At 32.9% G+C, this 14,455-nt stretch carries 10 protein-coding genes; 3 read left to right on the top strand and 7 right to left on the bottom strand.

Annotation, left to right across the window (positions count from 1 at the left end):
- Positions 1–2 precede the first annotated feature (2 nt).
- From yhbH to ACJDU8_RS04135, 6 genes are all read right to left on the bottom strand, one after another.
- Complete coding sequence (gene yhbH, locus ACJDU8_RS04160) at positions 3–1,214, bottom strand: sporulation protein YhbH (protein ID WP_406790893.1); 1,212 nt, start codon at positions 1,212–1,214, stop codon at positions 3–5.
- A 4-nt stretch (positions 1,215–1,218) separates the two neighbouring features.
- On the bottom strand, positions 1,219–3,141 hold the full coding sequence (locus tag ACJDU8_RS04155; protein ID WP_406790892.1) for a serine protein kinase: 1,923 nt from the start codon (positions 3,139–3,141) through the stop codon (positions 1,219–1,221).
- Positions 3,142–3,334: 193 nt separating this feature from the next.
- Positions 3,335–3,814, bottom strand: a complete 480-nt coding sequence (locus ACJDU8_RS04150; RefSeq protein WP_406790891.1) for a MarR family winged helix-turn-helix transcriptional regulator — start codon at positions 3,812–3,814, stop codon at positions 3,335–3,337.
- Positions 3,789–5,378 carry a DHA2 family efflux MFS transporter permease subunit gene (locus tag ACJDU8_RS04145; protein WP_406790890.1) on the bottom strand — a complete coding sequence of 530 codons (1,590 nt, stop codon included), beginning with the start codon at positions 5,376–5,378 and terminating at the stop codon, positions 3,789–3,791. The genes ACJDU8_RS04150 and ACJDU8_RS04145 overlap by 26 nt, the downstream gene beginning before the upstream one ends.
- A gap of 14 nt (positions 5,379–5,392) precedes the next feature.
- The gene (locus ACJDU8_RS04140) at positions 5,393–6,046 is read right to left on the bottom strand and encodes an HlyD family secretion protein (protein WP_406790889.1); all 654 of its coding nucleotides are present in this window, start codon (positions 6,044–6,046) and stop codon (positions 5,393–5,395) included.
- A gap of 20 nt (positions 6,047–6,066) precedes the next feature.
- Positions 6,067–7,038, bottom strand: coding sequence for an HlyD family secretion protein (locus tag ACJDU8_RS04135; RefSeq protein WP_406790888.1), 972 nt, complete (start codon positions 7,036–7,038; stop codon positions 6,067–6,069).
- Positions 7,039–7,517: 479 nt separating this feature from the next.
- Here ACJDU8_RS04135 and ACJDU8_RS04130 point away from each other — a divergent pair, with 479 nt between their 5' ends.
- The 3 genes from ACJDU8_RS04130 to ACJDU8_RS04120 all read left to right on the top strand — a co-directional run bounded on the left by ACJDU8_RS04130 (position 7,518) and on the right by ACJDU8_RS04120 (position 13,154).
- A complete protein-coding gene (locus ACJDU8_RS04130; RefSeq protein ID WP_406790887.1) occupies positions 7,518–8,567 on the top strand; it encodes a carbamoyl phosphate synthase small subunit in 1,050 nt (349 codons plus the stop codon).
- 62 nt (positions 8,568–8,629) lie between these two features.
- Entirely contained in the window at positions 8,630–11,836 is a 3,207-nt protein-coding gene (carB, locus tag ACJDU8_RS04125; protein WP_406790886.1) for a carbamoyl-phosphate synthase large subunit, read from the top strand.
- 79 nt (positions 11,837–11,915) lie between these two features.
- On the top strand, positions 11,916–13,154 hold the full coding sequence (locus ACJDU8_RS04120; RefSeq protein WP_406790885.1) for a M20 metallopeptidase family protein: 1,239 nt from the start codon (positions 11,916–11,918) through the stop codon (positions 13,152–13,154).
- Positions 13,155–13,237: 83 nt separating this feature from the next.
- Here the strand turns inward: ACJDU8_RS04120 and ACJDU8_RS04115 are convergent, their stop codons facing one another.
- Entirely contained in the window at positions 13,238–14,452 is a 1,215-nt protein-coding gene (locus tag ACJDU8_RS04115; protein ID WP_406790884.1) for a sensor histidine kinase, read from the bottom strand.
- Between the last annotated feature and the right edge of the window lie 3 nt (positions 14,453–14,455).

Here is a 14,455-nt window from a genome sequence, read left to right as displayed (position 1 = left end):
AATCACCTCTCTTCTAATTCTTTTTTTAATATTTTTTTTAGGGATTTCCATAAATCCTGTTTTTCATAAATAGTTACAACGGTAAAATTATTATCAGTAATTTTGTTTTGAAAAATGTGTTTTATACTGCTTCCATAGGGACTTGGAATAATTTCAGCATAACTAAAAAGGTTGCAGACTTTACATAACTCTTTACCATATTTCAATGCTAGAGCATTATCTTCACTCCAGTTATCGCCATCACTAACATAAAAAGTGTAAACATTCCAGTAAGCTGGATTGAAATTTTCCTCAATTACTTCTAGGGCTTTTTTTAATCCACTGGATATATAAGTTCCGCCAGATTCAACTTTATGAAAAAATTCATTTTCTGTAACTACTTTAGCTGTAGTAGAATGAGAAATAAATTTTACCTCTACATTATTGTATTTCATCTTTATGAAGCGGTACAAAACGAAGAAAAAAGATCTAGCTAAGAACTTTCTTGTACTATCCATAGAACCAGAGGTGTCCATTACACAAATAATAGCAGCATTTAATTCCAGTTTTGGCTTCTTTTTAACTCTGAAATATCTTAAATCATCCTGCCTAAATGGAAATCTAGATTCATTGGCTGCAGTATCTTGTATTTTATTTTCAGGAGGTAATTCTGATTCTCCATGAGTTTCTCTTAAGGCCCTCTTAGTTGCTTGATGTCTCTTAAGTTTTTCAACAACAGTTCTTTTTTTAGCAAGCCTTGGGTTTATCCCATTTTTTTGATAGCCTGATTTTTTTGGTGAATTTGTAGATAAAATTTGTGAAAATTTTTTTTTATCCATTAAGGGCAGTTCTAAATCTTCCATAAGGTAGTCTATAACGTCTTCTATGGTAACTTCTATTTCATACATATCCTCGCCTTCTTGATTTCCTGCACCTTGATTACCTTTTCCATTTTTATCTTTCATGGCTTTCCCAATCTTATCGCCTTTTTTTTGAGAACCATCTCCGCTGCCAACTCCAGAACTATTATCTCCATATATAAATTGATATTCTTTAATACCTTTTATAGGAATCTTAACTTTTTTATTTTTACTTTGACCTATAATACTCTCTTCGGATATTATATCTGCCAGATTATCTTTTATGGATTTTTCCACCAATTGTCTGTGGCGTCTTCTATCTTCTAAGGATCTGTCATGATGGTCATTAACCTCAAATTCTCTGAAAATAGCCATAAAATCAATCCTTCCACAAATTATTGGCAGCATATTTTAAAATAACATCACAGCAATGATCACAATACCCATTTGCCTTTAATTCTTCAACCATAGAGTTGTATTTTACATCCTGGTCCTTATCTCTAACTTTAGATTTAGTTATAATTCTAGATAACTCTTTTACAGATGTAGTAAGCTTTTTCTCAATGGCTTCCTTTAGTGGTTCGTAGGAAGTGTATTCAATTTTGCCTCCATTTCGTATAATGTAGAACATATACGATGTAACATCTGTTCTAAAACCTTTTGCAGAACTTTCAGAAACCCCTATATGCTGTTCTATAGATCTCATGAAGTTTTCATCCGGCTCAAGTTCTTCCCCTGTAGATCTATCTTTGATTTTATTTTTATTTACATAAGCTTCAGCGTGATCCAGATAGTTATCAAAAAGACTTTCAGCCTGTTCTTTAAAACTATGAATAAAAGCTCTGGTTACTTCCTTTTCAAGTATTTTATTATATTCTTTTCTTATAGTATCTTTTAAAAATGTTATATATTTCTTTTTATCATCTTCTGCAATATCTAAATCCTTGGTTGCTTTTACTAGACTTTCCATTACACTCAATGGGTTGATACAATTATATTCTGAACTTGAAAGCGCATTATCCAAGGCTTTTATTATAAATCTTGTTGAAATACCTGTCATGCCTTCTCTCATACCAGCTTCTTCTTTCAATTCTGAAAAATCAATTTTTTTGGTGGTTCCTTTTTCTACTATATCTTCTCCGTTATAAATTTTTAGTTTTGTCATAGAGTCAACTTTATTTGAAGGTGAAAGTCTGGACAGAATTGCAAACATTGCTGCGATTTCTATGGTATGTGGAGCTATATGCGCATTAAATTGACTTTTACCCAGTATTTTTTTATATATTTTAACTTCTTCATTTAATTCCATGCAATAAGGAACTTCAATTTTTACTATTCTGTCAAGAATAGCTTCATTAGTGTGATCAGATTTAAATTTGTTCCATTCTGATTCATTAGAGTGTGCCAAGATAATTCCATCAAAATAAATCATTGATCCTTTTCCAGGAGATGGAACGGATTTTTCCTGGGTAGCTGTTATAATGGTGTGGAGATACTCAACATCGTTTTTAAAAACTTCTATAAATTCTACTAAACCTCTATTTCCTACGTTAAAGGCACCATTAAGGGAAAATATTCGTGGATCGTCTTCAGGATACATATCCATTTTTGATATGTCAATGGAGCCTGTGAGTACGGAGGTATCCTGATTGTTAGGGTCCACAGGCGGTACTACTCCGATGCCCTTTCTTGAACGAATAGAAAAATCAGTAGCTACTACAGGAAATTTTTCATATTCACCATTATATTCATGTTTTAATCTGTATTTACAAATAGGACATAAGTCTCCTTCAATTTCTACGTTGAGAATTTTTTTAAAATCTTCTTTTAAATGATTCGGTATTAGATGCAGCGGTTCTTCTCTCATAGGGCAACCTTTTAGTGAGTATATTGGTTCTGATGCTTCCAGTGCTTTTTTTATTGATTCCACCAAAGATGACTTACCGGCTCCTACAGGACCTACAAGGTAAAGTACCTGTCTGGATTCTTCTCCTTTCATTGCTGCTGAGTGAAAATAGTTAACTAGCTTCATTATTACTTTATCGATGCCAAAAAAATCATTTTTGAAAAAGTTATATTTTCTGATGGGTTCATTTCCATATAATTTTTTTACTCTAGGGTTTTCTTCAGGTTTTAATACCTCATATTTTTTATCTATTATAATATCATACATTCTTTTATGAGCTAACTTTACTATTTGAGGATTGTCTTTTACAATTTGTAGATATTCTAAAAAAGTACCTTCAAATTCATGTTTTTTTCTTATTTCTCTATCTTTTTCAATTATATCTTTAAAGTTCATATTCTCCTCTCCTTTTTACTTTATCTATTACATACTACGCTTGATGAATATTTATTATGTATAATAATGATAACTCTATAAATCAGATTTATTAAATTATATGGAGATTAAGTTTTTTTGGTACTTAAAATTATACTTAAAAATAAAAATATAACTGGAGATTAAAATTTCCAGTTATATAATATAGCAAAGATTAATTACAATCTTCTTTATTTAATAATAAAATAAAAGTTTCTAATGCATGAATAAGTTCTTCTACATTTATTGGATCCATATTTTTTATAGCATTAGATATGCAGTGGGTAACAAAGTGCTCCTTCATGCCAACTATATTGTTATTTTTTCTAAAATCTTCGGATATTGACAATTTCACAATTCTTCTGTTATTTTCAGGTATTTCCCTGATTACTACACCTTGGCTAACCAGGCGATTTACTATACCTGAAACTGTGCTTTTTGTTAACATTAAGTGGCTGCTTAATTCATTGAGAGTTATGCCTGGCGTTTTATACAAATGGAATATAACAGTAAGTTGGGGAGGTGTAAATCCATATTGTTTTGCAAACTCTTGAAATTTACAGCTAAAAATTTTGTGAATGCTTTTAAAAGTACTGATTATTTCATCAGAGTATTTTGCTATTAGTTCATCATTCCAACACGGCTCTTCCTTCATTATAGTTTTGCTCACCCTCCTTATTTTGTTTTTTAGGTATTTTTCTATTTTTCATCATTAAGGCCAAAATTACGGCTAAAATTACTATGACAGAGATTACAGCAAGAGCATAGGCCATAGCATCTATAGTAGCTTGCCCCTGAAGCATTTGTGCTAGTGTGGATATTGCAGAAGCTTTAGCTGTTTTTAAAGACTGACCTTCAGCCATATATAGCTTTGTTAATGTACTTATAGTATTATTAGAAGTTGCATTATAAGTGGTCATTTGTTCCGATAGCTTTAAGTAATTATAATTGGTCTTACTCTGCATTATCGTTGACATTATAGTTACGCTGAGTGAACCTGCTATTTGTCTTATGGTATTGGAAAGAGCAGAGGCCCTTCCAATTAAATTTTTTGGCACTGCATTCATTCCCACAGTACTAATTGGCATCATGGCAAGTCCTATTCCAACTGCTCTTACACATAAAATGAGAGTTATCATTTCTCTACTGGAATTCATATTTATCAAAGTTGAAATATGATAAGAACTTATAGCCAATATTATAATACCAGGTATTACAATTGGTTTTGCACCAATTTTATCAAATAAAGTGCCGCTTATGGGCATTAAGATTCCTGTGAGGATAGCAGCCGGCAGCATAATTATACCTGTTTCCATTGCAGTATAGCCTCTTATATTTTGTAGAAATAATGGTAGTACATATACTCCCCCCATTAGTGCTAGTGTTAAAATACAAGTTATAATTTGGCTTACACTAAAATCAAGCAATTTAAAAACCCGTAAGTCAAGCAAAGGATCTGGGTGAGTAAGTTCATTTACTACAAATAACACAAGGCTTAAACATCCTAAAATCAAAAGTACAGGATATCTTACTTCTCCCCAATCAATTGAAGTCCATTCCCCTAGAACATACAACAGGCTGACTACACCTATGGTGGAAGATAAGAAACCTATTATATCAAAGGCTCGGGATGTTACTTTTCTTTTTGAGTCTTTTAATAAAATAGCAGCTAATACTACACCTATTATACCTATAGGTACATTTACATTAAAAATAAGTCTCCAATCCATTTTTTCAATAATGTATCCTCCAAGTGTGGGGCCTATAGAAGGTGCAGCCATAGCAGCTATACCCCATACGCCAAGGGCCATGCCTATCTTTTCCCTTGGGAATATTTCATATATTATAGCCATTCCCACCGGCATTATCATGCCTCCACCAATAGCTTGAATAATACGGAAACATATCATTGATGTGTTGTTCCACGCGAATCCACATAGCATAGAGCCTATCGTAAACATTGTCAGTGCAAACATATATATTTTTTTAGAGCCAAAAACATCTTGAAGATATCCAGTGAGAGGTATAATTGCCCCAAGTGCCAGGGTATAGGCTGTAAGTATCCATTTTGAATCATCTATTGATACTCCAAAAACAGCCATCATCTTGGGAAGGGCAATATTAACTATACTACTATCTAGTATAGACATAAATGTACCAATTACAACTACAAGTAATGCCAGCCAGCTGTATAGTGAATCATGAGTATGTTCTTCCATTATGTATCACCTCATTACTTAACATGGATTTTAACAACAACATTGGTGCCTGGAAGTATTTTGTCATTAAACTTGTCAAGTGAAATTTTTATAGGTATTCTCTGTACTACTTTTGTAAATGTGCCACTAGTTGAGGATGGTATAAGAGATAGGGCAGATTGTGCTGCTTCTCCTACTGATTTAACTTTTCCTGTAAATTTTTTTGAACCATATTCGTCTATAGTAATGGTAACAGGTTGTCCGATTCTTACTTTGCCAAGTTTTGTTTCTTCAATATTAGCAGTTACATAAAGTTTATTTGGATCTATTAAGGTAGCTAAAGTTTGGCCTGATGACCAAATTTCCCCGATAGTTCCTTGTTTTTTAATAACTATGCCGTCAATAGGTGATCTTATTAAAGATTGGTCTACGCTTGAGTCAGGAAGATTCACCATTTCCTGGCGGGCTAATATTTGATTTTTTACAACAGTGTCTCCTTCTTCTATATTAAGTTCCAATAGTTTTCCACTAATCTGCGGAGTTACATTAACTAGGTCTGCACTTACTGTGGCATCATCTGTCGAAACGTAATAAGTGTTTTCATACCAATAATAATATCCTACACTACCTAGTGCTGCTACAATCACTATTAATATTCCTATAATTAATAATTTGCGTTTTTCTTTCATAATTAAGGTACCCTCTTTCTTTATTTATCTAGTCCAATTTCTGCAAACATTCCAGGCTTTAGGTTTGAATCTTTGTCTGTTAAAGTTACTTTAACTAAAATATCTCTACTTTCAGAACTTAAGCTTGAATTTATAACAGCTATTTTACCATGAAATTCTTTATCCGGTATTTCAGATACTTTAACAATTACATTTTGACCCTGAGAAATTTGACTTATTATATCTGCTGGAGCATAGGCATTTACATATAAATCATTGGGGCTAGTTATAGAAATAAGTACTTTGTCTGTAGAAGTTACGTCTCCAACATTGATATTTCTTGCATTTACTACACCTGAAATAGGTGCCGTAATAATGGCATGGTCAAGCGATGTCTGTGCAGTTTTTAGGGCAGATTCTGCCTGGGCTACCTGGGCCTGATAGACATCTATAGAAGATTTGGTAGGGCCATTATTTAACATACTTAATTGTGCTTGATAAGTTTTACATTGTGCTTCAGCAGAAGATAGCTGCTGGTTAGCGTTATCTAGGTCTTGTTGGGTTTCTGCTCCTTCACTGACTAGAGCTTGTATACGATCATAATTTTTCTTAAGTGTTGCATAAGATTGATTTGCATTGTCCAGGGCAGCTTGTGCTTGTGCTACTTGTTCGGGGCGTGTGCTGTTTTGTGCGTTTGCTAAACTGGCTTTTGCAGTATTGAGGGCAGCTTCTGCCTGGTCCACCTGGCCTTGTAAGTCTGTTGTATCTAACTTAATAATAACGTCTCCCTCACTTACTTTTGAACCTAAATCTACTGATATTTCAGAAACTTTTGCTGAGACCTTTGCAGTTACGTCTGCTTCTTCGTTTGTGGCAATTTTACCACCCATTAAAAATTGGGCAGAGGTACTTTGCTTAATAATTTTAGTAGTTTTGATGCTTGTACTAGTAACAGAACTACAGCCACTTAAAAGTATTGCTGCAACTAGACAAGATAAAATAGAATGTTTCATTTTTATCTCCCCTCATATTTTATATATTGTTTGTATAGATACTGTTCGCATATTAACAATGTTTATTATATAATTATTTATCTGTATATTCAAGAACATTATTCTAAAATATTAAAAATAAAATTATCTATTCTGTTTTTAATAGATTATTAAGTCTTTGTTAATGAAGATTAGGTACACAGACATATTTTTAGATAGATAGATTGTTCCCAGGGACTTGACATGTAAGTGTATTTTAATTAGAATAAGACGTAAGAATTAAGTGAAAAATACACTTTAAATTGGTCCTGTGAGGCCAGAAAGGGGTATGTATAGGTGTTTTTGTGTTGTGAAAAAATCAAATGTTTTATACTAAAAAATGAGATATAGGGTAATAGAAAAATCAATTTTAAGAAAAATTTTTCTATTACCTTTTTTGTTAGTTAAAATTTAAATTCAGTAAGTGTATTTTTGCTTGTAAAAATACAGGAGGTATATTTATGAAAGCAAAACTTATATTAGAGAATGGATATGTATTCCAGGGAGAAGCATTTGGATATCTAAATGATAGTGTGGGTGAAGTAGTTTTTAATACAGGAATGACAGGATATCAGGAAATACTTACAGACCCCTCTTATTATGGGCAGATTGTTACTATGACGTATCCCCTTATAGGAAACTATGGAATAAACCTGGAAGATATGGAATCTGACAGACCCAAGGTAAAAGGTTTTATAGTAAAAGAAAGCTGTAATTATTCCAGTAATTTCAGAGCTGAATTAGAACTTGAAGATTATCTTAAGATAAATAAAATTATAGGACTTTCGGGAATCGATACAAGGGCACTAACAAAGATGTTAAGAGTAAATGGCACTATGAGAGGAATTATAACTGTAAAAAATGTAAATTTCTCAACTGTGAAAGATACAATCCAATGTTTTTCAAATCAAAATGCAGTACATGAGGTAAGTACAAAGGAGAGTTATACTTTGGGAAAAGGTGGAAAGCATGCTGCTATATTAGATTTTGGAATAAAAAAAAGTATAGTAAGGGAATTTTTAAATAGGGGATATAAAGTAACGGTATTTCCTTCAACTTATAAGGGAGAAGATATCCTTAAAGAAAATCCTGATTTGATATTTTTGTCTAATGGGCCAGGGGATCCCTGTGATTTAAATTGGGAAATAGAAAATATAAAAAAATTTATAGGAAAAAAGCCTGTTACGGGTATATGTCTAGGACATCAGCTTTTAGCTCTGGCACTTGGGGGAAGTACCGCAAAACTTAAATTTGGTCACAGGGGCTGTAACCATCCTGTAAGGGATTTAGGCAGCGGTAAAGTACACATAACTTCTCAAAATCATGGCTATTATGTAGATAAATTGCCAGAAGAAATGGAAGTAACTCATATAAGTTTAAATGATGGAACTATTGAGGGGATGAGACATAAAAAATTACCTATATTTTCAATACAGTTTCATCCAGAAGCATGTCCAGGACCTTCGGATAATAACTACATATTTGATGAATTTAATAAATACTCACTTTAAAAACTATAAATTGTGAATCGTGAATTGTACATTGTGAATTGAAAAGAAGGGAGCAAGGTTATATGCCTTTAAATAAAAATATTAAAAAAGTTTTGGTAATAGGTTCAGGGCCTATAATAATAGGACAGGCGGCAGAATTTGATTATTCGGGAACCCAGGCATGTGAATCACTAAGGGAGGAAGGCGTGGAGGTTGTACTTGTAAATAGCAATCCTGCTACTATCATGACAGATAGGGAAGTAGCCGATAAAGTTTATATAGAACCACTTACAGTAGAATTTATAGAAAAAGTTATAGAGAAGGAAAGACCTGACAGTCTTTTAGCAGGAATGGGTGGTCAAACGGCACTGAATCTTACTGTTGAATTATACGATAATAAAATACTTGAAAAATATAATGTAAAAATAATAGGCACTTCTATAGGATCTATAAAAAAGGGTGAGGATAGAGAACTTTTTAGAGATACCATGAATAAAATAAATCAACCGGTTGTGGAAAGTGATATAGTTACGGATATAGAAAGTGGTATGAGATTTGCACAAAAAATAGGTTATCCTGTTATAGTAAGACCTGCCTATACCCTTGGAGGCACAGGAGGGGGAATAGCAGAAAATGAAGAAGAACTTAAAAGTATACTGGAATCTGGATTAGAACTTAGTTCCATAGGTCAGGTATTACTTGAAAAGAGCATAAAAGGGTGGAAAGAAATAGAATATGAAGTTATGAGAGATAGTCTTGGAAATTGTATAACTGTATGTAACATGGAAAATATAGATCCGGTAGGGATACATACAGGAGACAGTATAGTTGTAGCTCCAAGCCAGACTTTATCAGATAAAGAATATCAAATGCTTAGAACTGCTTCTATTGACATAATAAATGAAGTTGAAATAGAAGGTGGATGTAATGTTCAGTTGGCCCTAAATCCGCATTCCTTTGAATATGTAGTCATAGAGATAAATCCTAGGGTTAGCCGTTCATCAGCCCTTGCCTCAAAAGCCACAGGGTATCCTATTGCAAAAGTGGCAGCTAAAATAGCACTAGGATATGGTCTGGATGAAATAAAAAATGCAGTTACTGAAAAAACTTATGCTTGTTTTGAGCCTTCACTTGATTATGTAGTAATAAAAATTCCTAAGTGGCCTTTTGATAAATTTCAGGGAGCAGGGAGAGAACTTGGAACAAAAATGATGGCTACAGGTGAAATAATGGCTATAGGAAGCAATTTTGAAGCTGCATTTTTAAAGGGAATAAGATCTCTTGAAATAGGAACTTATTCTTTGGATTACAAAAAGTTTAAAGCTTTAAGTATGGACGAACTCAAAAATAGAATAGCATATCCAGATGATGAAAGAATATTTGCCCTGTCAGAACTATTAAGGCGAAAATACAAAGTTGAAAAACTATCTGAAATCACAGGCATAGATAAATTTTTTATAAGTAAATTTGAGTGGATTATAAATGAAGAGGAAAAATTAAAATGCAGCAGTATAAGCGATATAAACAAAGACTGGTTTGTTATGCTGAAGAAAAAAGGATTCTCTGACAAGGGAATAGCGGATATGCTGAAAGTTTCTCCAGATGAAGTTTATAAACTTAGAAAAATATGGAATATAACTCCTTCATATAAGATGGTAGATACATGTGCAGGAGAGTTTGAAGCCCTTTCTCCTTATTATTATTCTACTTATGAGGAATATGATGAAGTGGAAGTTTCCGCCAATAAAAAAGTTGTTGTAATAGGTTCGGGACCTATTAGAATAGGACAGGGTATAGAATTTGATTATGCTTCGGTACACTGTATAAAAATACTTAGAAAACTTGGAATAGAGACTATAATAATAAATAACAATCCGGAAACTGTGAGTACAGACTTTGATATTTCGGATAAACTATACTTTGAGCCTATAACAGAAGAAGATGTGTTAAGTATATTAGACAAAGAAAAGCCATATGGTGTTATACTGCAATTTGGGGGAGAAACTGCCATAAAATTGGCTGAATTTTTAAAGGAAAAAAATATAGTTACATTGGGTACTACTGCGGATCAAATAGATATGGCTGAAGATAGGGAAAAATTTGACGAGCTTCTTGAGAAACTAAATATTAAAAGACCTAAAGGAAAAGGAGTATGGACTATAGATGAGGGACTGAAAGAGGGGAAAAAGTTAGGATTTCCTGTACTTGTAAGGCCATCTTATGTACTTGGTGGTCAGGGAATGGAAATAACTTACACTGAGAAAGAACTTGCATATTATCTGTCTATGGCTTTTAATAAAGATAGGAAGAATCCTATATTAATAGACAAATATTTAATGGGTAAGGAAATAGAAGTAGATGCCATATGTGATGGTGAAGATGTACTTATACCTGGGATCATGGAACATCTAGAAAGAGCTGGTGTACATTCAGGAGATAGTATAACTATGTATCCTGGCCAGAATCTAACCGAGGATATAAGAAAAAAAGTTTTAGATTATACTGTAAGGTTGTCTTTAGGTATAGGAATAAAAGGTATGATAAATATTCAATTTATAGAATATGAGGAAAATCTTTATGTTATAGAAGTAAATCCTAGAGCGTCAAGAACAGTTCCTTACATAAGTAAGGTAAGTAATGTGCCTATAGTTGATATTGCTACTAGAGTAATGCTTGGTGAAAAATTAAGGGATCTTGGATATGGAGTTGGAATTTTCAGAGAGCCAGGCATAGTGGCAGTTAAGGTTCCTGTGTTTTCCACAGAAAAACTTCCGAATGTAGAGGTTTCCTTGGGACCTGAAATGAGATCAACAGGAGAAGTTTTAGGAGTGTCAAGGACCCTTGAGGGGGCACTTTATAAAGGACTTATGGCAGCAGATATGTTTTTTAATATGAAAAATGGGGTAATACTTGCAACTATAGGGGATCATGACAAACAGGAATTTTTACCTATAGCTAAAGAAATTCACAAATTGGGTATTAAATTTATAGCTACCAAGAATACGGCAAAACTTTTAAGGGATAATGGGATTCAGGTTAAAGAAGTTAGAAAAATGAAAGAAAAAGGACCTAATATAATAGATGTTATAAAAAACGAGGAAGTAGATTTAGTAATAAATACACCTACTAAGGGAAATGATTCCACAAGAGATGGATTCCATATAAGACGATTAGCTGTGGAAAGAAATATAGAGGTTATAACATCATTAGATACTTTTAGAGCTATGACCTATGTTAAGAAGAAAAATATACATGACAGTGAATTGGAAGTGTTTTCAGAGTACAAATAGATTTAGTGTGTGGAAATAAATGACAGATTAAAGATACCTTGAGCAAAAGGCAATGTAAATGGGGAGGGTTTATATAATTATGGAACAACTGGGGAGAATTGAAGAAATTGAAGAAATTGAAGAAATAAAAGATCTGGCGAATAAATATTATTCCGAAGTAGTAGAATTAAGAAGATATTTTCACACGTACCCTGAAGTTAGTAAGAAAGAATTTAATACTCAAAAAAAAATAATTGATGTATTAAATGGATTAGATTTAAATATTAGAAAAGCAGGTGGAACTGGTGTCATTGCAGAACTAAAAGGTGCAAAGCCTGGAAAAACCATAGCAATCCGAGCAGATATAGATGCTTTAGCTATAGATGATGAAATTAGTAAAGTTTATAGATCTAAAAATAAAGGTGCATGTCATGCATGCGGACATGATGGACATACTGCCATGCTTATAGGTGTTATAAAAGTTTTGTGTGATATTCGTCATAGAATTGAAGGCACTTTAAGATTTATATTTCAGCCTAGTGAAGAAGAGATAGCTGACGGTTCAGGGGCAGAAGCTATCATAAAAGATGGAGGCCTAGAAGGAGTAGATGCTATTATAGGATCTCACCTGTGGCAGCCTCTTGAAATTGGAACAATAGGAATATCCAAGGGGCCTGTAATGGCAGCCAGTGATGAGTTTATAATAGTTATTGAAGGAAAAGCAGGGCATGCTTCTATGCCCCACCAAACTATAGATTCAATATTAACAGCCTCCCAAATAGTAGTTGCTCTAAATACAATTGTAGGGAGGGATATAGATCCTATGAAGCAGGCTGTGGTATCAGTAGGTGTATTTCAGTCAGGCCATATATATAATGCCATAGCAGGAAAAGCTGTATTAAAAGGAACTATTAGATCCCTTGATGAAGATGTACGAAAAAAAGTGCTTATGCATATCAAAAAAATTGTAAAACACATATGTGATATGACAGGAGCCCACTGCAAACTTGATAGAATTGTATGTACCTATGTTCTTAATAATGACCCTAAAATTACTGATATTGTGCTGGAAGCAGGTAAGGAAGTAATGGGAGGTGGAGCACATGAAGTAAAGCCTTGTATGAGCAGTGAAGATTTTTCTTATTATTTACAAAAAATACCAGGGTGTTTTATTTTTATAGGTGTGGGAAATCCAGAAAAGGGTATTATTTATCCCCAGCATCATCCTAAATATGATATAGATGAAATAGCATTACTATACGGGGTTCAAGTTATGTCCAATTCCGCCTTGAAATTGCTTCTTAAGTTGAAATCTGAGGATAATGGTGTGAAAATGTAAAGGAATTTTTATATGTTATTAAGATATTTGCAAGTTGTAAGTAAATATGGTGTTATAATTTATAACACCATATGAAACCAAATTTAATTAAATGGGAGTATGATTTTAAATACAGAGCCTTTACCTACAGTACTTGATACAGCTATAGTTCCTTTATGCTCCTTAACTATAGACTTTGCTATAGACAAACCCAATCCAAAATTACCATTTCTATTTGAACGGGATTTATCAACCTTATAAAACCTTTCGAAAATTTTATCAAGATATTCTTCTGAGATACCTTCCCCTGTATCAGATACCATCAACTCGATTTTATTTTTTATAGTGTACATTTTTATTTCTATAGAACCCTTTTCCATGGTATGTTTTATTGCATTATCCATAAGAATAGCTACAAGCTGCTTAATACGTCCTTCATTTCCTGAAAAAATTACTTTTTGTTGTATATTGGATGTAATAGCTATTTTATGTTTTATGCAAACTGCTTCAAAGGGTATTATTGATTCAGTAATTGCATTACCTAAATCAAAGGAAGAATTACACAATGTTATGTTATGTGAGTCTGACCTTACAAGAAAAAGAAGATCTTCTATAAGTTTAGTCATTCTACTTGTTTCTAGTTTAATGTTTCCTAACCACTTGTTTTGACTTTCTACAGTTTCGTTCCTGTTATCTAAAACTATGTCAAGGTTAGTAGTTATAACTGCAAGGGGAGTGCGAAGTTCATGGGAAGCATCTGCAACAAAATCCTGCTGCTTTTTCCAGGTGCCTATAATAGGCCTTAGGGATATATTGGCTAGAAATAAGCTTATTATAAATACTAGTATGAGACTTCCTATACAAACTAATGCAGATATAATAATTAGACGTCTTAATACTTCGTTGTCAAAGGATTTATCCTGAAAAACTATAATAAATCCGTAATGTTTAGGAACTTTAAGGTATCTTAAATTAAAGCTTCCGTATGTAACTGTACCCTCTGGATTTTTATTATGAAGAATATTTTTTATTATATTATAAGATGCCTCTTCAGATAATGTACAATTTGGGGAAGGTTCTTTAATTTTACCTGTTTTATCTATTTTAATAAAAAAACTTTCAGATGATGTCAACTCCTTGTCGGGAGGTCCATGGGGAGGAATATTTTCCATTTGTGATGTTTTAAGCATGTGCATGTATGAAGAGCGTTCAAAGCTCCTTTCCATTAATATGTATACACCGGAAAATATAGTTATTAGTACTAAGCCTGTTAATATTAAATTAATTAGAACTAGTTCTATTTTTAATTTTCGAAACATAAT

It is taken from the genome of Candidatus Clostridium eludens, from assembly GCF_045310515.1.
In the GTDB taxonomy this organism is placed as follows: Bacteria; Bacillota; Clostridia; order Clostridiales; family Clostridiaceae; genus Clostridium_B; species Clostridium_B eludens.
Note: the sequence above shows the minus strand (reverse complement) of the source record. Positions and strands in the feature narration are given on the sequence as shown.